The 24,014-nt window shown below is 62.6% G+C and carries 27 protein-coding genes; 7 read left to right on the top strand and 20 right to left on the bottom strand.

Annotated features, from left to right (window positions below):
* Positions 1-19 precede the first annotated feature (19 nt).
* Both H351_RS28350 and H351_RS28355 read left to right on the top strand, forming a co-directional pair.
* A complete protein-coding gene (locus H351_RS28350) occupies positions 20-535 on the top strand; it encodes a DUF4352 domain-containing protein (protein WP_029254417.1) in 516 nt (171 codons plus the stop codon).
* Positions 532-1,014 (top strand): hypothetical protein, encoded by a 483-nt coding sequence (locus H351_RS28355; RefSeq protein WP_020906087.1) that lies wholly within the window; start codon positions 532-534, stop codon positions 1,012-1,014. The genes H351_RS28350 and H351_RS28355 overlap by 4 nt, the downstream gene beginning before the upstream one ends.
* On the opposite strand, the gene H351_RS28360 is transcribed toward H351_RS28355, so the two are convergent.
* Entirely contained in the window at positions 989-1,423 is a 435-nt protein-coding gene (locus tag H351_RS28360; protein WP_003945839.1) for an OsmC family protein, read from the bottom strand. The genes H351_RS28355 and H351_RS28360 overlap by 26 nt on opposite strands.
* 98 nt (positions 1,424-1,521) lie before the next feature.
* Positions 1,522-2,745, bottom strand: a complete 1,224-nt coding sequence (locus tag H351_RS28365; RefSeq protein ID WP_051636569.1) for a TetR/AcrR family transcriptional regulator — start codon at positions 2,743-2,745, stop codon at positions 1,522-1,524.
* 338 nt (positions 2,746-3,083) lie between these two features.
* Between H351_RS28365 and H351_RS28370 the strand changes: the two genes are divergently transcribed.
* From H351_RS28370 to fadD5, 3 genes are all read left to right on the top strand, one after another.
* Positions 3,084-4,073: an NAD(P)H-dependent flavin oxidoreductase gene (locus H351_RS28370; RefSeq protein WP_019746804.1), complete on the top strand. Its 990-nt coding sequence runs from the start codon at positions 3,084-3,086 to the stop codon at positions 4,071-4,073.
* Positions 4,070-4,849, top strand: coding sequence for an enoyl-CoA hydratase (locus H351_RS28375; protein ID WP_029254415.1), 780 nt, complete (start codon positions 4,070-4,072; stop codon positions 4,847-4,849). Before H351_RS28370 ends, H351_RS28375 begins: the two co-directional genes overlap by 4 nt.
* Positions 4,850-4,944: 95 nt before the next feature.
* Positions 4,945-6,534 (top strand): fatty-acid--CoA ligase FadD5, encoded by a 1,590-nt coding sequence (gene fadD5, locus H351_RS28380; protein ID WP_020906085.1) that lies wholly within the window; start codon positions 4,945-4,947, stop codon positions 6,532-6,534.
* Positions 6,535-6,591: 57 nt separating this feature from the next.
* Here fadD5 and H351_RS28385 read toward each other — a convergent pair whose 3' ends face one another.
* From H351_RS28385 to H351_RS28405, 5 genes are all read right to left on the bottom strand, one after another.
* Positions 6,592-7,071: a nucleoside deaminase gene (locus H351_RS28385; RefSeq protein ID WP_019746801.1), complete on the bottom strand. Its 480-nt coding sequence runs from the start codon at positions 7,069-7,071 to the stop codon at positions 6,592-6,594.
* 77 nt (positions 7,072-7,148) lie between these two features.
* A complete protein-coding gene (locus H351_RS28390) occupies positions 7,149-9,692 on the bottom strand; it encodes an ATP-dependent Clp protease ATP-binding subunit (RefSeq protein WP_003945604.1) in 2,544 nt (847 codons plus the stop codon).
* Positions 9,693-9,989: 297 nt separating this feature from the next.
* Positions 9,990-10,880: an esterase/lipase family protein gene (locus H351_RS28395; protein ID WP_420876478.1), complete on the bottom strand. Its 891-nt coding sequence runs from the start codon at positions 10,878-10,880 to the stop codon at positions 9,990-9,992.
* A 5-nt stretch (positions 10,881-10,885) separates the two neighbouring features.
* Positions 10,886-11,827 carry an esterase/lipase family protein gene (locus tag H351_RS28400; protein WP_019746799.1) on the bottom strand — a complete coding sequence of 314 codons (942 nt, stop codon included), beginning with the start codon at positions 11,825-11,827 and terminating at the stop codon, positions 10,886-10,888.
* Between the two features lie 105 nt (positions 11,828-11,932).
* Positions 11,933-12,271: a histone-like nucleoid-structuring protein Lsr2 gene (locus H351_RS28405; RefSeq protein WP_003945673.1), complete on the bottom strand. Its 339-nt coding sequence runs from the start codon at positions 12,269-12,271 to the stop codon at positions 11,933-11,935.
* A gap of 118 nt (positions 12,272-12,389) precedes the next feature.
* Between H351_RS28405 and H351_RS33080 the strand changes: the two genes are divergently transcribed.
* Positions 12,390-12,803, top strand: a complete 414-nt coding sequence (locus tag H351_RS33080; protein WP_478013418.1) for a DUF8017 domain-containing protein — start codon at positions 12,390-12,392, stop codon at positions 12,801-12,803.
* 226 nt (positions 12,804-13,029) lie between these two features.
* Here the strand turns inward: H351_RS33080 and lysS are convergent, their stop codons facing one another.
* Genes lysS through H351_RS28420 form a run of 3 tightly spaced genes read right to left on the bottom strand, consistent with a single transcriptional unit; the run spans position 13,030 to position 15,910 of the window.
* Entirely contained in the window at positions 13,030-14,541 is a 1,512-nt protein-coding gene (gene lysS / locus H351_RS28410; RefSeq protein ID WP_029254413.1) for a lysine--tRNA ligase, read from the bottom strand.
* An 11-nt stretch (positions 14,542-14,552) separates the two neighbouring features.
* Positions 14,553-15,080: an anthrone oxygenase family protein gene (locus H351_RS28415; RefSeq protein WP_244891412.1), complete on the bottom strand. Its 528-nt coding sequence runs from the start codon at positions 15,078-15,080 to the stop codon at positions 14,553-14,555.
* Complete coding sequence (locus H351_RS28420) at positions 15,077-15,910, bottom strand: NmrA family NAD(P)-binding protein (RefSeq protein ID WP_029254412.1); 834 nt, start codon at positions 15,908-15,910, stop codon at positions 15,077-15,079. The genes H351_RS28415 and H351_RS28420 overlap by 4 nt, the downstream gene beginning before the upstream one ends.
* An 80-nt stretch (positions 15,911-15,990) precedes the next feature.
* On the opposite strand from H351_RS28420, the gene H351_RS28425 reads away from it, so the two are divergent.
* A complete protein-coding gene (locus H351_RS28425; protein ID WP_029254411.1) occupies positions 15,991-16,950 on the top strand; it encodes an AraC family transcriptional regulator in 960 nt (319 codons plus the stop codon).
* Between the two features lie 21 nt (positions 16,951-16,971).
* Here the strand turns inward: H351_RS28425 and H351_RS28430 are convergent, their stop codons facing one another.
* The 10 genes from H351_RS28430 to folB all read right to left on the bottom strand — a co-directional run bounded on the left by H351_RS28430 (position 16,972) and on the right by folB (position 24,014).
* Positions 16,972-17,394 carry a rhodanese-like domain-containing protein gene (locus H351_RS28430; RefSeq protein ID WP_003945445.1) on the bottom strand — a complete coding sequence of 141 codons (423 nt, stop codon included), beginning with the start codon at positions 17,392-17,394 and terminating at the stop codon, positions 16,972-16,974.
* Positions 17,391-17,909 carry a cysteine dioxygenase gene (locus H351_RS28435; RefSeq protein ID WP_020906077.1) on the bottom strand — a complete coding sequence of 173 codons (519 nt, stop codon included), beginning with the start codon at positions 17,907-17,909 and terminating at the stop codon, positions 17,391-17,393. Before H351_RS28435 ends, H351_RS28430 begins: the two co-directional genes overlap by 4 nt.
* A 261-nt stretch (positions 17,910-18,170) precedes the next feature.
* Complete coding sequence (locus H351_RS28440) at positions 18,171-18,986, bottom strand: type III pantothenate kinase (protein ID WP_019746791.1); 816 nt, start codon at positions 18,984-18,986, stop codon at positions 18,171-18,173.
* Positions 18,987-18,989: 3 nt separating this feature from the next.
* The gene (panD, locus tag H351_RS28445) at positions 18,990-19,436 is read right to left on the bottom strand and encodes an aspartate 1-decarboxylase (protein ID WP_003945761.1); all 447 of its coding nucleotides are present in this window, start codon (positions 19,434-19,436) and stop codon (positions 18,990-18,992) included.
* Between the two features lie 27 nt (positions 19,437-19,463).
* Entirely contained in the window at positions 19,464-20,396 is a 933-nt protein-coding gene (panC, locus tag H351_RS28450) for a pantoate--beta-alanine ligase (RefSeq protein WP_173362658.1), read from the bottom strand.
* Positions 20,389-21,330, bottom strand: a complete 942-nt coding sequence (locus H351_RS28455) for a Rossmann-like and DUF2520 domain-containing protein (protein WP_019746789.1) — start codon at positions 21,328-21,330, stop codon at positions 20,389-20,391. The genes panC and H351_RS28455 overlap by 8 nt, the downstream gene beginning before the upstream one ends.
* A gap of 110 nt (positions 21,331-21,440) precedes the next feature.
* Positions 21,441-22,595, bottom strand: coding sequence for a DUF6779 domain-containing protein (locus tag H351_RS28460; protein WP_201026955.1), 1,155 nt, complete (start codon positions 22,593-22,595; stop codon positions 21,441-21,443).
* 68 nt (positions 22,596-22,663) lie between these two features.
* The gene (locus H351_RS28465) at positions 22,664-23,131 is read right to left on the bottom strand and encodes a DUF3180 domain-containing protein (protein WP_201026970.1); all 468 of its coding nucleotides are present in this window, start codon (positions 23,129-23,131) and stop codon (positions 22,664-22,666) included.
* A gap of 17 nt (positions 23,132-23,148) precedes the next feature.
* Positions 23,149-23,652, bottom strand: coding sequence for a 2-amino-4-hydroxy-6-hydroxymethyldihydropteridine diphosphokinase (folK, locus tag H351_RS28470; RefSeq protein ID WP_029254408.1), 504 nt, complete (start codon positions 23,650-23,652; stop codon positions 23,149-23,151).
* The gene (gene folB, locus H351_RS28475) at positions 23,649-24,014 is read right to left on the bottom strand and encodes a dihydroneopterin aldolase (protein WP_003945780.1); all 366 of its coding nucleotides are present in this window, start codon (positions 24,012-24,014) and stop codon (positions 23,649-23,651) included. The genes folK and folB overlap by 4 nt, the downstream gene beginning before the upstream one ends.

Raw genomic sequence — 24,014 nt, forward strand, 5'->3', positions numbered from 1 at the left:
CTCTCGAAAGGCGCACATCATGCGATCACTCCGTACTCCCCTCGCCCTCCTCGCCGTCGGCGCAGCCCTGTTCGCAACCATCGCCTCGGGCGAGACCGACGAAGCGAAGAAGGTCGACGACAACGGGTCTTCCGCCGCACCCGCGGCTGCCTTCGGCATCGGTGACGTCGTCGAACTGGGCGACTGGCGCGTCCAGGTACACGGCGTTGTCGATCCCTATGTCTCGACCAATCAGTTCATCACCGCGGATCCCGGAAACCGCTACGTCGTGGTCGACACCGAGGTCACCAACAACAGCGACAAGCCGTCGACCGTGTCATCGATGATGTGCTTCGAACTGCAGGACTCGACCAACAAGTCGTACAACATCACGTTCACCGACAGCAGCACGTCGAGTGTCGACGGAGAGCTTGCGCCGGGTGCAGCCAAGCGAGGCGAACTGGCGTACGAGGTCCCCGAAGCCGCCGCCGGTCTTCGCCTTCAGTTCAAGTGCGACCTGTTCTCGTCCGGCTCGGCAACCATCAACCTGTCGTGAACCGCCCGGGCGATCTGCTGCTGAGTCCGTGGGCGCTGGTCTCGGTGGCCGTCATCTTGGTCAACGACCACGTACTCAAAGGGGCATTCGGGAACACGATGACGGGCAAGCTGTCCGACGTCGCCGGCGTGTTCCTGTTTCCCTTGCTTCTGCTCTCGGTTCTCGAGGTGCTCAGACGAAAGCTGGCGGGGCGAGCAGCGATCGCCTGGTCCATCGCGGTCACGGGCATCGGCTTCGCCGCGGTGAAGACGGTCTCGCCGATCGGCGACGCGTACGAGTGGGTGATCGGGTTTTTCCGCTGGACCGCAGGAGGATTCCGCGGCGAGCTCTTGCCGATCGTGGTCTTTCGTGATCCCTCGGATCTGTGGGTGCTCCCGATATTGTTCGCAAGCTACCTGGTCGTCACACACAACCGCACTCGGGCGCCGCAGGGGGCGCCCGAGCACGAGGTGATCAGTCCAGTGCCGCATCCAACGTGATGTCGACGCCGGTCAGTGCCTTGCTGATCGGGCACGTTTCCTTGGCCGCCTGGGCAACCTTGGCAAAACCGTCGGCGTCGAGGCCGTCGACCTCGGCGCGAACGGTGAGCTTGATTCCGGTGAGCTTGAAGCCGACCGTGTCGGGGCCCAGCGACACGTCTGCGGTGATGTCGAGGCTCTGCGGGGTTCCGCCGGCCTCGGCGATCAGTGCCGACAACTGCATCGCGTAGCAGGACGAATGTGCCGCGGCGATCAGTTCTTCGGGGCTGGTGGTTCCGCCGGCTTCCTCAGCTGCGCGCTTGGGGAACGACACATCGAAGGTCGCGACACCCGAGCTGGTGAGTTCGACCTGTCCCGACCCGGCTTCGAGGGTGCCGTTCCAGGCGGTGCGTGCGGTACGAGTTGGCATTGCTGTCCCTACTTCCGTCTTCACATGATTCGGTGAACGCCTTGCGATCACGAACCTACCCGCGATACGTGAAGTCACACCTACTGTTTCGGACTGCGCTACCCCAGGAGAGTCGCGGTCAGCAATTTCTCGACGCGTGCTTGCGCGGAGTTCTCCGAGGAAAAGTGCACGATCCTGCCGATGTCGAACACCAGACCAAGCGCCGCGTGGACGTGGAACCGCGCTTGGACGATCGTCAACTCCGGCCGCGCCTCGACGCACAAGTGCGCCCACTCCTCCACGTTGAGCCGCTGGATGTTCCGCAACTCGGTCCGCGACCGGTCCGGCAAGCTGCCGATCTCGGCGAAATACACCGCCAACAGTTCGCTTCTGCCGAACGAAACCTCGACGTACATCTTTGCCAATGTCTCTACGGCCGCGAGTGGTGTCTCCGACTCCGCCAACGCCGAACCCAACGTCATCGTCAGGCGATCGGACGCCCGGTGGAAAGCCGCGGCGAGCAGATCGGCCTTGCTCGCGAAGTGCCGGTACACGCTCGACGCGTTGATACCCGCTGCGGCGCCGATCTCCTCGATACTCACGTCGTGATAGCCGCGCTGATAGAACAGCAATACGGCTTCCTGAAGCAGCACTTCACGTTTCGACGTCCAGGCAAGACCGGGTTTGCGTTCGGGCGCCTGTTTCTTGCCGCCGCCCTTCGCACCAACGGGCAACTCGACGCCGATGACCGACCAACAAGCTGTGAGAATCAACGATTCGATCTGCTTGGCGGACAACGCCGATCGATGACCGGTGATACTGGCGATCACGCTGAGCACAGCCGGTGCGATCAGCTCGACGTCGGCCGGGGCCAGTTCCGGGCGCACTGCGGCCAACGGCTCGGCAATCCGAAGATTGAGCGTGCGCATTCCCTCCCGCAATTGCTCACGATCCTCGTCGACCAGGTACCGGCCCTCCCAACGGTAGAGCCCTCCCCTACGCCGATTCTCGATCGTCGCGCGGATGACCCCCACCATGGTGGAGTTCAACTGCTCGCGTGGATCGTCGTTTCCGTGTACCGCGGGATCGCTGGCATCCAGCAACGCCTGGGTCAGGTTGTTCACGGTGTAGACGAACAGCGCGTATTTCGTGGGGAAATGACGATAGAGGGCCGGCCCGGAGATTCCGACCTTCGCTGCGATCTCGTCGATGCCGACCGCGTGGTAGCCACGTTCACTGAATGCCTCCGCGGCAGCGGCCGCGATTTGGGCCTTCCGATTCTTCGGACGCGTTCGTGGTGCAGAGCCACTGCCGCTCACGGAGACGCGTGTCTGTCCGGGCACCTGACCCTCCACTTCCGTTGCTTTCTTCCGCTGCCTTCGTCCGCTGCACCGCACTTCTACGGGCGCGAGTCCGAACGGACCATGTTAACCGTCGCGAAGGTCGCAATTCGCGCCCGGTACGGCTTCACCCGAAACCCTACAACGCGGCTGTCACGGCGGACGTATTCCGGAAAAAGAGTCTTGACACCCGCTCTCACACCGGTGTTATGTTAGTGATGATTCGCACAAACTTGCACGCAGTCCGCTGGCGGGCTCGTTCCATGCAGCGCAGGATTTTTCTTCGCCTGCAATAGGGTTCGATGCCGATTGACCGATCGTAAGAAAGTAGTTGTGAGCAGATGATTCGCACTCGCTTCACCGAGATGTTCGGCGTAGACCATCCGATCGTGCAGGGCGGCATGATGTGGGTAGGACGCGCAGAACTTGTTGCGGCCACGGCAAATTCCGGCGCCCTGGGGTTCCTGACCGGCCTTACCCAACCCACTCCGGAAGACCTCGTCAAGGAAATTGCTCGGACCCGCGATCTCACCGACAAGCCTTTCGGCGTCAATCTCACGATTCTGCCGTCGATCACGCCGCCGCCGTACGCCGAATATCGCCAGGCGATCATCGAATCCGGGATCAAGATCGTCGAGACGGCCGGTTCCAATCCGATCGATCATCTTCCGCATTTCAAGGACGCGGGCGTGAAGGTGATCCACAAGTGCACTGCAGTTCGTCACGCGGTCAAGGCCGAGAGACTGGGCGTCGACGCCGTCAGCATCGACGGCTTCGAATGCGCCGGACACCCAGGTGAAGACGACATACCAGGGCTGATCCTGATTCCGGCGGCCACGCAGCAACTCACGATTCCGGTGATCGCGTCAGGCGGAATCGCAGATTCCCGCGGTCTCGTCGCGGCGCTTGCGCTCGGAGCAGACGGCGTCAACATGGGAACTCGATTCATGTGCACCGTGGAATCTCCTGTAGCGCAATCAGTTAAAGAACAGATAGTCGCCAACACCGAGCGTGACACCAAGCTGATTTTCCGGACCCTGCACAACACCGCACGCGTAGCAGCGAATGCGATCAGCGCCGAAGTCGTCGACATCGAGGCGCGCGGCGACGCGCAGTTCAGCGACATCCAGCATCTGGTCGCCGGGGCACGCGGGCGCAAGGTCTTCGAAGACGGCGATCTCGATGCAGGCATCTGGTCCGCCGGGCAAAGCCAAGGGTTGATCAACGACATCCCGACCGTCGCCGACATGATCGACCGCATGGTCTCGGAGGCCGAACACCTCATCACCTCACGGCTTTCCGGATTCGTCACCGCTGTGAGCGCGGCATGACCGCCACCGCCGAGACGGGCTTTCGCTCCGAAATCACCGACGGTGTACTGCGATTGACCTTCGACCGCCCGAAGCGGATGAACGCGATCGATCTACCCACGATGGCTGCTTTCGCAGCCGCCGTCAGAGAGGGCGGCGCAGACCCGAGAGTTCGTACCATCGTGATCACCGGATCCGGTCGAGCGTTCTGCACCGGAGCCGATCTTGCGGCAGCGGCCCTCAACCCCGCAGACCCGAAAGTTGTCATGGATGCCGCGACTTCTCTGATTCGCGCCATCACCAGCGCCCCGGTCCCGGTGATCGCCGCGGTCAACGGCCCGGCAGCCGGCGTCGGAGTGTCCATCGCCCTGGCCGCGGACCTGACGTACGCAGCATCGAGCGCCTATTTCCTCCTCTCGTTCGTCAACATCGGCCTGATGCCCGACGGCGGCGCCAGTGCGCTGGTGCCGGCAGCGATCGGACGTGCCAGAGCGGCCGAGATGGCGTTGCTGGGCGAGCGGGTTTCCGCCGAGGACGCAGAGCGTTTCGGGCTCGTGTCCCGCACCGTCGCAGACGACGCGTTCGACGCACTCGTCGACTCGGTCGTCGATCGCACGTCGAAGGCTCCCCGACGCGCACTCGAACTCACCAAGCGCGCACTCAATGCGGCGACGCTGGACCGCCTCGATGCCGCGTTGGAGCTCGAAAATACCGGTCAGGCAGAACTTCTCACCGGCGACGACTTCAAAGAAGGCGCGATGGCGATGCTGCAGAAGCGCGCACCGCACTTCAAGTAGTCGTTGCGAATTTTCGTTAACAAAACCACTGTGAGAATCGACGGCTCACTGTAGCCTGAGTCACACAATCACCCACGCATGAGAGGAACCCATCGATGGCCTCCACCGATGCAGTCTCCGAGGCGCAGCGTTCACGCCGCACCAACTGGAACAATCAGATCGCCAGGCATGCGCAGATGATTCCCGATCGCACCGCGCTGCGATTCTTGGGCGATTCCATCACCTGGAGCACCCTCGACGCACGCGTCGAGAAGCTGGCAGACGCTCTAGCCCGACGCGGCGTCAGCTTCGGCGACCGCGTGCTCATCCTGATGCTCAATCGCCCCGAATACCTCGAGATCGTGCTCGCGACCAACGCACTGGGCGCGATAGCTGTTCCGGTGAACTTCCGTCTCACGCCACCCGAGGTCGCTTACCTGGTCAACGACTCCGGCTCCAAAGTCATTGTCGCCGAAGGACCATTGGCTCCACTGGCCGGAGCCGCGCGTGCCGTGTCAGAGGGTATCGACATCTCCATCACCGTAGGCGCCCCCGCCGAGGGTGACAGCCTGAACTACGAGGACCTGATCAGCGAGGCGGGCGAGCCGCACGCGTTCGTCGACATCCCGGACGACACTCCTGCACTCATCATGTACACCTCGGGAACCACCGGTCGCCCCAAGGGTTCGGTGCTCTCCCACTCCAACCTGTCTTCGCAAGCATTGACCTGTATCAGGGCCTTCCACCTGTTCAATGCCGATTCCATCGGCTTCTGCGCGTCGCCCATGTTCCACATCGCGGCCCTCGGTTCCATCGCGCCGAGCCTGCAACTCGGCACGACCACGGTGATCCATCCGGTCGGCGCATTCGACCCTGGTCAACTACTCGACATTCTCGAAGCCGAGAAGGTCACCAGCTTGTTCCTCGTGCCCGTGCAATGGCAGGCCGTGTGCGCAGTGCAGAAGGCGCAACCTCGAGCACTGTCGCTGAAGAACATCTCGTGGGGCGCCGCACCATCGTCCGATACCATCCTGCGGGCAATGGCCGAAACCTTCCCGGACGCGTTCAATGTCGCAGTCTTCGGTCAGACCGAGATGTCGCCCATCACTTGCGTTCTCGACGGTGAGGATGCGATTCGCAAGCTCGGATCCGTCGGTCGGGTCATCCCGACCATTTCGGCCAGGGTCGTCGACGAGAACATGGACGACGTGGCGCCCGGTGAAATCGGTGAAATCGTCTACCGCGGGCCCACGATGATGAGCGAGTACTGGAACAACCCCACCGCCACCGCTGACGCCTTCCACGGTGGATGGTTCCACTCCGGCGATCTCGTTCGAGTCGACGACGAAGGCTTTGTCTACGTCGTCGATCGCAAGAAGGACATGATCATCTCCGGCGGAGAGAACATCTACTGCGCCGAGGTGGAAAACGTTCTCTACGAACACGAATTGATCGTCGAAGCGGCCGTCGTCGGTCGCCCCGACGCCAAGTGGGGTGAGGTGCCGGTAGCGATCGTCGCGATGGCGCCAGGTTCAGCCGTGGACCTGACCATCGAGGAACTGAGCAGCTTCCTCAATGATCGTCTCGCGCGTTACAAGCACCCGAAGGACATCGTCGTCGTGGAAGCGCTGCCGCGCAATGCAAGCGGCAAGGTCGTCAAGGGCGAACTGCGAGAGAAGGTTCGAGCGGTCGACGCAGTTTCCTGACTCCACACGCAAACGGGTGGCACCTCCAGCGGGGTGCCGCCCGTTTGCGTGTGCCCGTCAAGCGCTCTGCGAATGCAACTTCCGATGCAGTTCTCGCACCAACGGAACCAACTCCGGCACCGGACCTTCGACCGGGACGTTCGGCGCAACCTCGTTGACGGACAGAGACTTCACCGGCGCCGGGGCCGCACCCCACTCTGCGAGCCAGTCGCCGAGTTGAGCCGAAGAGCAGATGTAGACGATACGTCCGAGGCCCACCCATGCGTGCGCAGCCGAACACATCGCGCAGTGCTCCCCCGAGGTGAATACCGTTGCCGTCGAACGCTCTTCCGGCGTCAGATACTGAGCCGCCCACCGAGCCAGCTCGAACTCGGGGTGGCGGGTGTTGTCGCCGCCCGCGATCCTGTTTCGATCTTCCGCCAGAAATGTTCCGTCGGCCGCTGCCAGGACGGAACCGAAAGGTTCGTCGCCGGCATCCAATGCTTCCGTTGCCAATTCGACGCAACGACGCAGGTGACCCAGTTCGATGTCGTTCATGTGTACGCCCTCTCCCGTGATACACGAAACGGGCGGCACCGGTGAGGTGCCGCCCGTTCGTTACTTACTCTGCTGTACTACTCTGCTGCGCTTTCGCTTTCGCCGGCCTTGGTCAGCTCGATCGGCGGTGCGTCCGGCACGTCGATCGGCTTCTTGGTGGGCGTGAACGTGAACTTCGCGTCCTCGCCCGAGCCTTCGCCGTCCCAGTTCTCGACGTCGACGAGCACGATGTGGCCGGGTCCGATCTCTCCGAAGAGGATCTTCTCGGACATCTGGTCCTCGATCTCGCGCTGGATGGTGCGACGCAGCGGTCGTGCACCCAGTACCGGATCGAATCCGCGCTTGGCCAGAAGCGACTTGGCCTTGTCGGTGACCTCCATGGCCATGTCCTTGTTCTTGAGTGCCGCCTCGACGCGAGCGAGCATCAGGTCGACCATCTGAACGATCTGCTCGTTCGTGAGCTGATGGAAGACGACGATGTCGTCGATACGGTTCAAGAACTCGGGACGGAAGTGCTTCTTCAGCTCGTCGTGAACCTTGAGCTTCATGCGCTCGTAGTTCGACTCCGTGCCCGTTCCCGAGCTGAAGCCCAGGCCGACTGCCTTGGAGATGTCCGACGTACCGAGGTTGGACGTGAAGATCAGCACCGTGTTCTTGAAGTCGACGGTACGTCCCTGACCGTCGGTGAGACGGCCGTCCTCGAGCACCTGCAGGAGGGTGTTGTAGATCTCCTGGTGTGCCTTCTCGATCTCGTCGAACAGCACAACGCTGAACGGCTTGCGGCGCACCTTCTCGGTGAGCTGGCCACCCTCTTCGTATCCGACGTACCCGGGAGGGGCACCGAACAGACGCGAAGCGGTGAAGCGGTCGTGGAACTCGCCCATGTCGATCTGGATCAGAGCGTCGTCGTCGCCGAACAGGAAGTTGGCGAGCGACTTCGCGAGCTCCGTCTTACCGACACCGGACGGGCCGGCGAAGATGAACGAGCCCGAGGGACGCTTGGGATCCTTCAGACCTGCACGCGTACGACGGATCGCCTTCGAGACGGACTTGACTGCCTCTTCCTGGCCGATGATCCGCTTGTGCAGTTCCTCTTCCATGCGGAGCAGACGAGTGGTCTCCTCCTCGGTGAGCTTGAAGACGGGGATACCGGTCCAGTTGCCCAGAACCTCGGCGATCTGCTCGTCGTCGACCTCGGCGATGACGTCCAGGTCGCCCGCACGCCACTGCTTCTCACGCTCAGCGCGCTGAGCAACGAGGGTCTTCTCCTTGTCACGCAGGTTCGCAGCCTTCTCGAAGTCCTGCGCGTCGATCGCGGATTCCTTCTCGCGACGCGCGTCGGCGATGCGATCGTCGAATTCGCGCAGGTCCGGCGGTGCAGTCATCCGACGGATGCGCATTCGCGCGCCCGCCTCGTCGATGAGGTCGATCGCCTTGTCCGGCAAGAAGCGGTCGTTGATGTAGCGGTCGGCCAGCGTCGCCGCTGCCACGAGAGCACCGTCCGTGATGGAGACACGGTGGTGAGCCTCGTAGCGGTCACGAAGACCCTTGAGGATCTCGATGGTGTGCTCGACGGTCGGCTCGCCCACCTGGACGGGCTGGAAACGACGCTCGAGAGCGGCATCCTTCTCGATGTACTTGCGGTACTCGTCGAGAGTGGTAGCACCGATGGTCTGCAGCTCACCGCGGGCAAGCTTGGGCTTGAGGATGGAGGCCGCGTCGATAGCGCCCTCGGCCGCGCCCGCACCAACGAGGGTGTGCAGCTCGTCGATGAACAGGATGATGTCTCCGCGGGTGTTGATCTCCTTGAGAACCTTCTTCAGGCGCTCTTCGAAGTCACCGCGGTAACGGCTGCCGGCCACGAGCGACCCGAGGTCGAGCGTGTACAGCTGCTTGTCCTTGAGGGTCTCGGGGACCTCACCGTTGACGATTGCCTGAGCCAGGCCCTCGACCACAGCGGTCTTACCGACACCGGGTTCACCGATGAGAACCGGGTTGTTCTTGGTACGACGCGAGAGAACCTGCATGACGCGCTCGATTTCCTTCGAGCGGCCGATGACCGGGTCCAGCTTGCCTTCGAGGGCAGCTTGCGTCAGATTGCGACCGAACTGGTCGAGCACGAGCGAGGTGGACGGCGTGCCGGCCTCTCCGCGGGTGCCACCGGTTTCGGTTGGCTCCTTGCCCTGGTAGCCCGACAGCAGCTGGATGACCTGCTGGCGGACACGGTTGAGATCGGCACCGAGCTTGACCAGAACCTGGGCTGCTACGCCCTCACCCTCACGGATGAGACCGAGCAGAATGTGCTCCGTACCGATGTAGTTGTGTCCGAGCTGCAGCGCTTCGCGCAGACTCAGCTCGAGGACTTTCTTGGCGCGCGGTGTGAAGGGGATGTGACCGGACGGAGCCTGCTGGCCCTGGCCGATGATCTCCTCGACCTGGCTGCGGACTCCCTCGAGGGAGATACCCAACGACTCCAACGACTTGGCTGCAACACCTTCGCCCTCGTGAATGAGGCCGAGAAGGATGTGCTCCGTGCCGATGTAGTTGTGGTTGAGCATCCTGGCTTCTTCTTGAGCCAGGACAACAACGCGCCGCGCGCGATCGGTGAACCTCTCGAACATCGCTCTCCCTCACACTCTCCGGCGGGCAGGTTCGAGACCGGATGTCTCGTCCCTGGTCGCCGCGTTTCGCTCCGGCACTACAGACTGATCGCCTCGCCGGTCAGCGGACTGACGTCCACGAATCGACAAAGGTTGCACGACCCCACTTATTACTCTAGAGGGCGCGAAGTCCACCTGCTGCTCCTCCACCCGATTGGCGGCGGAAGCCGGACTGCTTACCGTTCACAACGTCGCAGCTGAGGGAATCGTTTCCCGGTTCCTGTACGCCTGAAGCGAACAGCGATTTTCGACGCCTGATCAGCCGAATATCGGGAGTACCCGAGTGCACGGCACCTCACGCGGATTCGACGGATCAAGCGCGTTGAGCGTCAGAGTCGCCGTTCGCTGCGACGCCACCAGCGCGATGTGATCCGACAGGTCCTGCTCGCAACCGTCCTGAACAACTATGTTCGACGCGTTCGACGCGGCCAGTATTCCGCTGCTGTACGGAACGACCACTTGATCGAACCGAGTCACGATGTTGGTGTACTCGACGTCATCGGAGTAGACGCCCGCGTCGCGCAGTTCGGTCACGAAGGTGGCGTTGTCGAAATCCGGTCCCCCGACGCCTTCCGGCGGCCCGACCTCCGAGCCGTCCCACAACGGAGCGATGGAGACGATCTTGGAAACCTTCGCGTCGCCGCCGAGAAACTTGGCGTAGTACGCACTGACCGTCGTCCCCTGAGAGTGTCCGATCAGGTCGACCTTCGAGGCACCCGTCGCAGAGAGAACGTCATCGACGAAGTCCGACAGCTGCCCTGCGCTGTCTCCGAGTGGTGCGAGACCGCCGGCTGCGGAAATCGGCCACGGCTGGTCCGTTCGATTCCCGAAGGTGAGCGCGAAAACGCAGTACCCGTCGTTGGCCAGTACGGGTGCGAGTACGCCCCAATTGGTCTGACGGTTGGCCGCCGTCCCGTGCACCAGGACGACTGGATCAGGATGAGCAGCGGAAGGCGTGCACGAGAAGTCGTTGGTGCCAGGGGCCGATCCGCCCGGGTTGGTCGCTTCGAGGGCGATTCCGCTGAAGAAACCGAACGGAACGGGAAGAGGTTCGTTCGCCGACGCAAGAGGTGCGGCGGTCGCGGCCACGGCACCCGCCAGAGCGAGCGCACCCACGCATGTTCGAATCCCCACCGAAGGCCTCCACATATTGATCAACCCACGACGGGCAATACCGAGTTGCACGGTACCGGCCGCTGATGCGCGGGATCGAGTGCATTGAGAGCAAAAGTCGCCGCGCGCAGCGACGCCGCGATGGCGAGATGATCGGAGATGTCTTGCTCACAACCGTCCTGGACGACGATGTTGGTTGCGTTCGGCCCGGGCTCCAGCCCATTTGTATACGGCAGCACCAGTTCGTCGTAGCGCGTCGTGATGTTCGTGTAGTGAACGCCCGGCGCGTAAACGCCTCCCGCACGGAGATTTTCGATGAACTCCGAACCGGCCCCCATGTTCAGGCACGCCTTGCAGATCGGGAATCCTGCCTGTGCCGCCTCGGATACCCCGAGTTCGCGAAGGCTGCGGCCGATACTTGCCTGCTCGTTTCCGAGGGTTCCCTTCCACAGCGATGCCACCGAGACGATGTTGTCCACTTTGTCGGCACCGCCGAGGAACTTCGCGTAGTACCCGTTGATGATCGTGCCTTGCGAATGCCCGACGAGATCCACCGACGTTGCGCCCGTAGCGCCAAGAACTTGATCGACGAAATTCGACAACTGTGCTGCGCTGGAAGGAATTTCCTGCATTCCACCGATGGCCGACAACGGCCACGGCTGCTCAGGGAAGTTTCCGTACGTCAGCGCGAAGACGCAGTAGCCCTCGTTGGCGAGCAACGGCGCATAGGTGGCCCAGTTGGTCTGCCTGTTTCCACCCGTTCCGTGAACGAGCACAACCGGATTGGGATGTTCGGCAGTAGGTTTACACGAAAAGTCATTGGATCCAGGAGCTGAACCGCCAGGATTTCCCAACTCCTGAGGAACACCGGCAAGGAAGGCATTAGGCACGGGCAACGGGGCCTGAGCCGAAGCCACGGAGGTGAACCCGACAAGCATCAGAGCGGCAAGAACCACGCCCCCGAACAACCCGATTCTGTGCACGACCGACTCCTCTACGAGAGATGCGAACCGTGCAGACGCTAACAAACTAGAACGCGTTATCAATCCGTTTCGGCAAAATGCGCCCGAATCCATTCGCGATCCATTTCAGACGGCCTTTTCGTAGGCTCGGCGCACCTCCGTGGAAATACGACCGCGGGCCGAAATCTCGAAGCCCGCACCCTTGGCCCATTCGCGGATGGCGGCACTCTGATCGCGGTCCGCAACGGGACGGGATTTGGTCACCGCTCCGTTGACTGATTTGGCGGAATTCGACTTTCTCGCATGAGGAATCCACTTTTTCAGTGCATCGCGCAGTTCCGCGGCGTGGGCGGCGGTCAGATCGATTTCGTAAGCAACTCCGTCGACGGAAAACTCCACAGTTTCGTCCGCGGGCGATTTTTTGTCCAGATCGTCAACCATCGTGACAACAACCTTTTTCACCACGACCATTCCTCCCCAGATCCTTCGATAAGCAGCGACAATAGCACCTGGACAAACGTCCTGTCTTGGCTCGTCCGGATGATTGGGACTGATCTCCGCCGGGTATGCCAGTCGACTTGTCTTGCGGCAAAGACAGTGCCGATACATTCCTTGCGGCGCATCGGGGGATGCATCCAGACGGGGGAATCATGCCAGACGACGGCTCGAGAAAAGACCTCTACCGAGCGCAATCTTCGCCTCCAAGAACGGCACTCTCGCCAGCATCGCTTACAGCGGACCCACGAATTTCACCATCTCCGGACGCCCTGCGATCCGGCACACCGCAACCGTCACAAATATCCCGGCGGACAACGAATGCGATCCGCCCTCAGCACAATTCGATGTCGTCACCACACCCGGATACTCCACAGCCGAGGTCATGGTCTTCCTTGTCCAGTCGGATCAGGGACTACCTGACGCACTCAACCAGGGCACGATCGACCAAATCATCGCAACAATTCGAAAGTCCGAAACTCAGGCGACCACGCATGGATGAATCCTTTGCCGCAGGCGAATGTCGTTGGGAACTAATCGAATCCCAACTACGAGCGCTCCCCGCTGAGCTGATCGAGCTGAAGAACTCACCCAGATTCATCTGGTTATCGGCACCGCCGTAAGCCGACGACGACGCCGACTGTGAACCGTATCGAATACCTTGGGAGCGCCCCAACTGAAAAAGGTTCGGCCGCAACATGTGCGGCCGAACCTTGATCGAAGTAAAGCTAGCGAGCGGACGGACGAACGATCGGGAAGAGAATCGTCTCGCGAATACCGAGACCCGTCAAAGCCATCAGCAGTCGATCGATTCCCATGCCGGTGCCGGTGGTCGGCGGCATGCCCTGTTCCATCGCGGCGAGGAACTCCTCGTCCAGCACCATCGCTTCGTCGTCGCCTGCCGACGCGAGGCGCGCCTGGTCGACAAAGCGCTCACGCTGGATGACGGGGTCGACAAGTTCGGAGTAGCCGGTCGCCAACTCGAATCCGCGGATGTACAGGTCCCACTTCTCGGTGACACCCTTCTTGCTTCGGTGATCACGGGTCAGGGGCGACGTCTCGACCGGGAAGTCACGGACGAACGTCGGCACGTACAGCTGATCGCCGCACTGGTGCTCCCACAACTCCTCGACGAGCTTGCCGTGGCCGTAGCCCTTGTCCTTGGGAACCTCGAGGCCGACCTTCTCCGCCAGAGCGAGAAGCTCGTCGACCGTCGTATCCGGCGTGACCTCGGTGCCGATGGCAGCCGACAGCGACGGGTACATCTCGAGAACCTGCCACTCGCCACTGACGTCGTACTCGGAACCGTCGGCGAGGGTGAGGACCTGCGTGCCGAATGCTTCCTGCGCAACTTCCTGGACGAGCTCACGAATCATCTTCGCGGAATCGTCGTACGTGCCGTAGGCCTCGTACGTCTCGAGCATCGCGAACTCGGGCGAGTGAGTGGAGTCGACGCCCTCGTTGCGGAAGTTGCGGTTGATCTCGAAGACCTTCTCGATACCGCCGACGACGCAACGCTTGAGGAACAGTTCCGGCGCGATACGCAGGTACAGGTCGATGTCGAGGGCGTTCGAGTGCGTGACGAACGGGCGAGCTGCCGCGCCGCCGTGCAGCGTCTGCAGCATCGGCGTCTCGACCTCGAGGAAGCCGCGGCTCTCGAGCGCATTACGCAGCGCACGGACAACAGCGACACGCTTGCGGGCGTTGTCCCGAGCCTCGGGCCGAACGATCAGGTCCGCGTAGCGCTGACGCACACGGGACTCTTCACTCATTTCCTTGTGAGCGACCGGCAGGGGACGCAGCGCCTTGGACGCGATCTGCCACGCGTCGGCCATCACGCTGAGCTCGCCGCGACGGGAGCTGATGACCTCACCGTGGATGAAGACGAAGTCGCCGAGGTCGACGTCGGACTTCCAGGCGGCCAGTGCCTCTTCGCCGACGCCGGCGAGGCTGATCATGGCCTGCAGCTGGGTACCGTCGCCTTCCTGCAGAGTCGCGAAGCACAACTTGCCGGTGTTGCGCATGAAGATGACGCGGCCGACGACGCCGACCAGCACGCCAGTCGCCGTGTCCGGCTCGAGTTCCGGGTACTCCGCGCGGATCTGCGCGAGCGTGTGGGTGCGATCGACCGAGACCGGGTACGCCTCCTGCCCCTGCGCGAGGATCCGTTCACGCTTCTCGCGCCGGATACGGAGCTGCTCGGGGGTGTCGTCGACTGGCTGGGCTTCTACATCACTCACGGGGTACAAGACTACTGGGCCGTGTCCACCGCGTTTGTTGCTGGTAGCACCGCGGCGACCGCGAGCACGATTCCCGACAGGAGGTACAGCGCAACCCTGACGTGATTCCACACCGTCCAACCCGCCTCGTACGACGCCCATGCGGCTGCATCGGTAGCGCTGACCGAGGCAAAAGCGTCGTTGCGGGGGACGTGGTAGATCGCTGTCACCGCGAAGGACGCGAGCACCCCGACACAACCGACAACGGCAAGGACCCAGCCGTCCGGTCTGGAGATCGCTGCCCAGATTCCGGCGGCGATCGCGGTGAGCGCCGATCCGACGAGGGGCAGCATCAAGGCGCTCCGCGGAGCTTCGACGTTGATCGCCTGCATCGACGTGATCGCGGCGTGTGCATCGACCGACCGCAGAGCGGGCATTACGAAGGATGAGAACGCGAACAACGCGCCACCGGCAACGAGCGCGCCGAGCGCAGTCACGCCGACGAGCAACTCCAAGAAGATCTCGGATTTCTTCACGACGAAGATCTCGGATTTCTTCACGACCAGACCCCCGTTCGAGCAGCCTCGGCGGCAAAAGTGGTGAAATCTCGAGCGGGTCGTTCCAGGACCTCTTCGACGACGCCGGTCACACTTTGATTTCGTCCGTCGAGAACCTCGGCAAACAAGTAAGTGAGCAACTCCACGACATCACTCGGGACGCCAACTTCTGCCATGCCGCCGGAAAACTGTTGCAGTCCAATTCTTTCGAATGACACCGCACGCCCCGACACCGCCGAAATCGCCTCAACGGCCTCCGCGAAGGTGAGCAACTCCGGACCCGTCACCTCGAGAACTCGGCCGAGGAAGTCGGTTCGAGTCAATGCGGCCACCGCCACGTCAGCGAGATCGTCGACGTCGATGAACGGCTCCCCCACCTCGCCTACGGGAAGTTCCAGGTGGCCTTCCCGAATCGGATCGAGTAGATACCCCTCACTGAAGTTCTGGGCAAACCAGCTGGCCCGCACCACAGCCCATTCCAGACCGGTGTCGGCCAGAACCTGCTCGGCTTTCTGCGCCGCCGGTTCACCGCGCCCGGACAGGAGCACCATGCGACGAACCCCTTCGCGGTACGCAAGCTCCGCGAGTTCCTCGATGTGGGTGCTCGATTCCGGCACTGCGAGGTCCGGCGCATACGTCACGTATGCCGCTTCGACACCGGACATCGCGGGCTGCCACGTCGACTGATCGTTCCAGTCGAAACGCGTCCCGGATGTTCTCGACGCGATTCGGGTACGGATTCCCACCGCCGTCAGCCTCTGCGCAACGCGCGCACCGGTCTTGCCGGTACCACCGATCACTACTGCCGATTGAATGTCGCTTGTTGTCGTCATGAACTCATTCGATCGCGCGGCGGCAATACGATCCATAGCTGAAGGTCGCAAAAACATACGTCAGCGTCTACCGTCGAAACATGGATGCATTGTCGATGATGCTGGCCGGATCGCGGGCGGAGGGCGCTTTTCTGCTGCGCTCGCTGCTCGATCCACCGTGGTCATTACGTATCGAAGACCACGCACCGATCACCGTGCTGGTTCTGGTTCGCGGCACCGCAGTTGTCGTGTCCGACACCGGACAGACCGAAGATCTCGAGGCCGGCGACATTGCGCTCCTGCGCGGCCCCGATCCCTATACGGTCGCCGATCACCCGGACACCCCGGTCCACGTACTCATCGACGAGGCACAAAACTGCGCCGCGGTCGACGGATCACCGCTCGAGGACATGTCAGTTCTCGGCGTTCGCACCTGGGGCAACTCGACCAGCGGCCAGACCGTCATGCTCACGGGCACATACCGTTTGGACTCCTATGTCAGCCGTCAGATCCTCGACAGCCTGACACCCGTCGCGGTAGTGCGACGCAGCCTGGAAACCACGCCGATGACGACGCTTCTGGAACAACAGATCGCCGCCGACGGGCCAGGACAGGAAGTGTTGTTGGACAGGCTCCTGGACCTGGTTCTGATCTCGGCGGTCCGTACGTGGTTCGCCGAGAACCAGAATCGATCACCGCGATGGATCAAGGCCTACGAGGATCCCGTCATCGGGCATGCCTTGCGGCTCATACACAATCGGCCGGAACACCCCTGGACGGTCGCGAGCCTGGCCCAGGAGTCCGGCAGTTCACGAGCAGCCTTCGCGCGCCGGTTCACCGGTCTCATGGGGATCGGACCCGTCGGCTATCTGACCGAGTGGCGCTTGTCGGTGGCGGCGGATCTACTCGCAGACCCGGCACGAACGGTGTCCTCGATCGCGCGAGAAGTGGGCTACTCGAGCCCCTTTGCGCTCACGACGGCCTTCACCCGCCATCACGGAATGAGCCCGAAGATTTACCGCCAGACCCGCTGTGCGCCTTTATTAACCGCCCGCGGTTAATAAAGGCGCACAGCAAATACCTCAATGAGCCGAAACCGCCGCCAACTCGCGGGAGCAATGACGAACTCCGCTGAGCGCACCGAGCAGTCCGGCGGCCTTGATCGCCTGGTACCCGCCCACGAGATCGGTGGCCTTGTGCAGACCCAACTGCTGCAACGACGCTGCGGCCAGGCTCGAGGTGTAGCCCTCGGAGCAGACGATTACCCACTCGACGTCGTGGTCGGTGGCCAACGCGAGGTGTGCGCTGCTGGTGGGGTCGAGTCGCCACTCGAGAACGTTTCGCTCGATCGCGAGTGCACCGGGGAGAGTTCCCTCGATGGCGCGCTGCGCCTGCGGGCGAATGTCGACGAAGATCGCGCCGCGATGGAAGGCTTCGGTGAGCTGGAAGACGTACATACGATCGATCTGTGCGCGAGCGTCGTCGAGCATTTGGTCGATGGTCATTTGGTGCCCCCCTCGGGCAGGTCGGTCAGCTCGGTACGGGTGCGACGAAGAGTCCGGTGATCCGTCACTTCGTAGAAGGACATTGCCGTCAGTGGCGGCGAGTAGGCGTGAACACTCAGAGTCGGTGCATCAGAGCTGATTTCGATCGGAGCACCAGGAGCATCCGTCGAACGCACGACATCGTGAACCCAGCCGAGCGGGAAAGAAGCCTGATCGCCGGCGTCGAGCTGGCGTTCCACCAGGGCGTCACCGGCCCAACGGAATTCGGTGAGAGAACCACTGAGGACGGTCAATGCGCCGAACGAACCTGCGTGGTCGTGCAATTCGGTGTTGCGTTCGGGTACCCAGCTGATGAGCCACACATCGACGTCGTCGTCCGCATGCAGGCGAGTGGACCAACGATCGAGCGTCGGGAAGGCGTCGGGAATGAGGTGGTCGAAACGGCCGTCGAGCACGCCGTTCGCTCCCTCGTCGGTCAGTCGCAGCAAATCGGCCGGGCGAAGGCGGGTAGGCAACGACGCACCACTCGGACGGCGTCCGGACGCCCCACGATTAGCGCTACGACCTGCGGAAACAGCACGGTCAGCAGCGAGAGTAGGGGTCAAAACAGAGAGATCTGCAGAATATGTGGATAGCACGAGCTAGCTCCAAGGAATGTGAATTGGTCAAGGCAGCGGTCAGCCTCGACAACACTCCTGAGCACCCATGCAGCGATTCACGAGCACCATTGTGGCATAACTTTTGCAATCGCGAAACTGCTGGAACGAAACCATCGATCAGGCGACCGGTCGTCGACCGGATCCACGACGCGCCTGATTGCGCTCGAAGACCAACCTCAGCCCCTCGAGAGTGAGGTCCCGTTCGAGGTGGTCGATAGTGTCGGATTCGGGAATGATCAGCGGTGCGCTGTCCCCGGTTGCGATCACGGAGACGTCGTCACCACCGAACTCCGGCAGTTCGTCGCGTACGCGGTTGACCAATCCGTCGACGAGGCCGGCAAAGCCGAATACCGCACCGGACTGCATGCATTCGACGGTGTTCTTGCCGACCACCGAACGCGGGCGCACCAATTCGACCTTGCGCAGCGCAGCGGACTGCGACGCCAAGGCATCGGTCGAGATCTCGAGTCCGGGCGCGATGCAGCCGCCCAGAAACTCACCCTTGGCGGAAACGACGTCGACACAGGTCGACGTACCGAAGTCCACGACAATGCACGGACCCTCGTAAAGATGGTGAGCGGCAAGACTGTTGACGATCCGGTCGGCTCCCACCTCTTTGGGGTTGTCCACCAGCAGTGGCACACCGGTGCGAATACCCGGTTCGACCACCACGTGGGGAACGTGACCCCAGTACCGCTCCAGCATCACGCGGATTTCACGCAAGACGGACGGCACTGTCGACAGCGCCGCAACGCCGGTGATCTCATCGACATGAGTACCCAACAGCCCACGGAAGGTCAACGCCAACTCGTCGGCAGTCATCCGAGGGTCGGTTCGCATTCGCCAGTCCTGCAACAGCTTCGAATACTCACCAGTCCCGGAAAACAACCCCAGAACGATATTGGTGTTCCGCACGTCGACCGTGAGCAGCATGGATTACACCAGGCTGGATTCGCGCGAGGCCTCGAGTGTCGACAGCATGCGCGGGGTGATCAGACCCGAACCCTCCGGCGCGTGAGCCGGGTCTGAGCCGAGTTCGATCTGCTTGTTGTCGGCATCGACGAAGACGACGCGCGGGGAGTATTCCTTGACTTCCTGCTCGTTCATCACGCCGTAGGCGATGAGGATGACCAGGTCACCCGGCTTGACCAGATGCGCTGCCGCACCGTTGATTCCGATGACACCGGTTCCGCGCTCGCCGGCGATGACGTACGTCTCGAGACGCGCACCGTTGTCGATGTCGACGATGCACACCTGTTCGCCCTCGAGGAGGTCTGCGGCGTCCATCAGATCCTGGTCGACGGTGACGGAGCCGACGTAATGCAGGTCGGCGTGAGTCACGGTGGCGCGGTGGATCTTCGACTTCATCATTGTGCGAAACATATCCAGGTCCTTACTCGTGAAAAGTGCTCAGTGAGACAGCAGGTCGTCGATGGCGTCGGCGGATGGGTCGGTGTCACGCTCGAGGAACCCGGTTCCCACCGCGACACCGACGTTGTCGATCAAACGGGTGGTTCCGAGCTTGGCGGCCACTAACAGTCGGCCGTCACCTCTCTCGGGCGCGGGGCCCAGATCGACGCCCCGAACCTCGAGGTAGTCGACCTCGATTTCCGGAACAGCTGCCAGAACAGCGCGTGCGGTTTCCAGAATTGCTTCCGCTCCCCCGGACGCCGCGTGTGCACCGGCGATCAGAGCAGCGGACAGCGCGACCGCTGCGGCGCGCTGGCCCTCGTCGAGGTAGCGATTGCGAGAGGACAACGCGAGGCCGTCGAACTCGCGGACCGTCGGAACTCCGATGATCTGTACGTCGAAATTGAGATCCCACACCATCTGACGGATGAGCGTCAGCTGCTGGTAGTCCTTCTCACCGAAGTAGGCGTGATTGGGTGCCGCGATCTGCAGCAGCTTCGCCACAACCGTCAGCATTCCGGCGAAGTGAGTGGGGCGCGCTCCGCCTTCGAGTTCGCTACCCAACGGGCCCGGCACGATGGTGGTGCGCTGGCCCCGCGGGTACATCGTCTTGGCGCTCGGCGCGAACACCAATTCGACGCCCTCGGCGCGAAGCAGGTCGAGATCCGCATCGAGAGTGCGCGGGTACGCGTCCAGGTCTTCGCCCGCACCGAACTGGAGCGGGTTCACGAAGATGGAAACGATCACGACGGCGCCGGTGACCTTGGCCTGACGAACCAATTCGATGTGGCCGGCATGCAACGCACCCATCGTCGGAACGAGCGCCACCTGACGCCCGACACCTCGCAGTGCCCGCGAGACGCGCCGAAGCCTGTCCGGATCGTGGTGCACCGTCAGTTCGCCGCGCTTGTATCCGCCCTGCAGATCACTCACGACGGTCACCTCCCGTTTCAGTCAAGATGTCGAACAATTCGGTGGGGGCGCCCACCCGCTGGGCCGATCGCAAGGACATCGCCCGATAGCCGGCAGCGAGCTCCGGATCCAGTTCTGTCAGTACGCGCAAATGTGTGTCGACGGCAGCAGCGTCGCCGCGTGCCACCGGACCGGTCAACGCCGAGGGACCGCGTCGTAGCGCGTTGTCCAAGGCTGCCGACAGCAGCGGCTGCAGGACACGCTCGGCCACTCCACCCGGATCTCCGTCGACCAACTGTTGACCGAGCAGCTCGTCACCTTGCAACGACGCTCGCAGCGCCTCGACGGCGTCGACCACGAGCGTGACCAGGTGATTACTGCCGTGAGCCAGTGCCGCGTGGTAGAGCGCGCGGTTCTCCTCGCGCACTCGGACGGGCTCGCCGCCGATCTCGAGGACCAGTGACTGCGCGATCGCGTAACCGATGTCGTCGGCAGCAGTGATTCCGAAGCATGCCGACGACAGCCGTGCGGTGTCCTCGTCGTGACCGGTGAACGTCATCGCCGGATGGATAGCCAAGGGCAGCGCGCCGAGTTCGGTGAGCGGAGTCAGGATCGCGATGCCGTTGGCACCGGACGTGTGGGCGACGAGCGTGCCCGGCTTGACGGCTTGGGTGGCCGCGAGACCTCGCACAAGATCCGCAAGCTGGTCGTCAGGAACGGCAAGAATCAGCAGTTCGGAGCGAGCTGCGACGTCGGCAGCCGGAAGAATTTCGGTATCGGGAAGCCGCTTCACAGCGCGGGCGACCGAGGCACTGGAGACGGCGGAGCAAGCGCTGACAACATGACCGGCTCGCTCCAATGCGGCACCGACAGCTGTTCCGACCCGTCCTGCTGAGACAATTCCTACCGTCAATCGCGCAGGTGCAGGCCCATTAGTGATCCCGAAGGAAGTCACCGGATTCCTCTCGTTCGTTCCAGTCCCGCTCGGCGGGTACCAGACGTTCTGCGTCCGAGGATATCCTTCGCCCGAACCGTCATGCCATGGCCGGGCGAGTGATCTGCGACTCAGTCCTCTCGGCGACGACGTCGACCGGAGCCTTCGGACGGGTTGCTCGAACTCAGGTTCGCCATTATTTCGGCGACGGTCAATCCGTTGGAATGAGCACCGCTCGCGGCATCTTCCGGAGCGGCACGGCGACGACGGCGAGGCTCTGCGTCAGGCTCCGCAGCGGGTTCAGCTTCCGCGACAATCTCGGGAACAACCTCGGGCGCCTCTTCGACGACAGCGTCTTCGATGACGGCGTCTTCGATGTTCGGGGCCTGGGCGGGAGCCTTGACTTCAGGCTCGACGGGCGCTACCGGTTCCGGATCCTTCTCCACCGGAACGTCTTTCACCGTTCGTGTCGGCGAGGAACTCACAGTGGAACTCGCTGGGGAACTCGCTGGGGAACTCTTCGGTGCCTGGTTCCCGCTCTGATTCTGTGGCTTCTGCGTCTCTTGTGGCTTCTGCGTCTCTTGTGGCTTCTGCGTCTCTTGTGGCTTCTGCGTCGGGATGACGCGCGGCGCCACGAAGCTGCTGTCACGCCACGACGTCTCCGCGAACACGACGGTCGTCTCAGCAGTCACCGGATCGTCGTTGGGCGATGCCAAGCCGCCGACGTTCGGTGCCGGTTGGCTGGGTCCGTTCTGGCCGGCGCCGGGAACGTACAACCCCGACGGTGCCGGCTGGTACGCGCCATACGAACTACCGCCAAGTTCCGGTACTCGCGTGGAATCGGTCTTGAGCGCGGTCTGTTCGGGCAGCAGTCCACCTTCGAACAGTGCTTCGAGGTTTCGGCGCAGTGCCACCAATTCGGCGCGCAGCCCGGCCAGTTCCTCCGCGTCCGCGGTCACCTCACGTCGCACGCGACCTTCGACGCTCAGTTCGTACTCACGTCGAGCCGAAATTTCACGTTCGAGCTGCAGTTCGTACACGGTCTGCAGATCGGCAACCTTGGCTTTGTCCAGTGCCGACTCACGCCGATACTTGGTCATGGCGATAGCGCCGAGGGTGGCTGCCCACAGAGCGACGACCAGTCCCACCCGAAGAAGCTGAACGCTGTTGCTGAAGATCAGAAACAGCGAAGCAATGACAGCAAGTGCCAGAAGAGCAGCAATGATCATCTGGCTCGCGCTGCGCTTGCTTCGGCGCGCAGACTTCGATCGACCAGAATTTGTCATGGTTGCCAGGGTACTTGCCGAGACCGGGGTCGCCACGTACCTCGGTGGGTGATTTGCCGACCAGGCTGTCAGTGCGCGGGCTCGTCAGGTGTATCTTCCGGCGTCTTGCAACAATGTTCGAGCCACAGAGCTGCCGCTACCAGCGCAATTGCGGCGCCCAACCCCACCCACGCGCCCGGCGTGTCGGAGGCTGCGGCCTGCAGAACCGAGCGCTGTGGGATGAGATACACCAGCACTCCGACCCAGACACCGACGGTAGCTGAACCGACCAAAGCGGATGCTTTGGCCAATGCCAGCGCTCGGGCGGCGGTGATGGGATGAAGCTGTCTGAGCCCGTCACCCACCTGACGATTCTTGACGCGCGAACGAATGACAAAAGCGAAGACGGCCTCGGCAACGGCCACGAAGTACAGCGACGCTCCCGCATAAACAGGGATCGGCGGCATCGAGCCGTAGAACACGCGAATCAGAATCCAGGTGGCCACAGCGGCAATCGCAGCCAGAACCGCGAGTTCACTGATCCGGGTCGGCTTCAAACCCTTGCCTTCTTCGGTCACCGCGCAAGCACCACATCGGTAGTGCGCACACCTTGACGCTCAGTGCGATCGAGGCCGTCGAGAATTTGTGCCACCGACAACTTCTGGCCGTCGACGATCAGCGTCGCGTCAGGCTCGACGTCCAGCCAGGGAACGAGAACGAATGCCCGTAGATGCGCTCGCGGATGCGGAAGGGTGAGCACGGGATCGGAACTGACGACGCCATCGCAGTCGACCACGTCCACGTCCAGGCTCCGGGGTCCCCAACGCTGTTCGCGCACCCGGTCTGCAGCTTCCTCGAGAGCTTGCGACCGGCGAAGCCACTCAGCGGCGTCGGCCTCGGGATCGTCGACCACCACCACCGCGTTGAAGAAATCCTGCTGCTCGACGCCACCCCACGGCGCCGTCGAGTAGACCGGTGAGACAGCAACGACGGCGCTGCCCAACCCGTCGACAACGGACTGCAGGTGAGCCACGCTGTCGCCGATGTTGGAACCGATCGACAGAACAGCGCGCGTCATGCCGATCTGGTCCGATGTGCGACGACGGCGACGTCCGCAAAAACCAGCGGAATCGGTGCCGACGGTTTGTGGACCACGACCTCGACGCTCTCGACTCGCGAATCTTTCATGACGTCGTCGGCGATCTCAGCGGCGACAGTCTCGATGAGATCGCGCGACGGGCCGGCGACGATGGCTGCGGCGGCTTCCGCCAACTCGCCGTAGTGCAGGGTCTGGGTCAGATCGTCCGACGCCGCGGCGGGAGCCAAGTCCATCCACACGGTGATGTCGATGAAGAAGTCCTGACCGTCACGCTTCTCGTGGTCGAACACTCCGTGATTGCCGCGAACCTTCAGCCCGCGCAATTCGATTCGGTCCCCCAT

The sequence above is a fragment of the Rhodococcus erythropolis R138 genome (genome assembly GCF_000696675.2).
Lineage (GTDB): Bacteria > Actinomycetota > Actinomycetes > Mycobacteriales > Mycobacteriaceae > Rhodococcus_F > Rhodococcus_F erythropolis.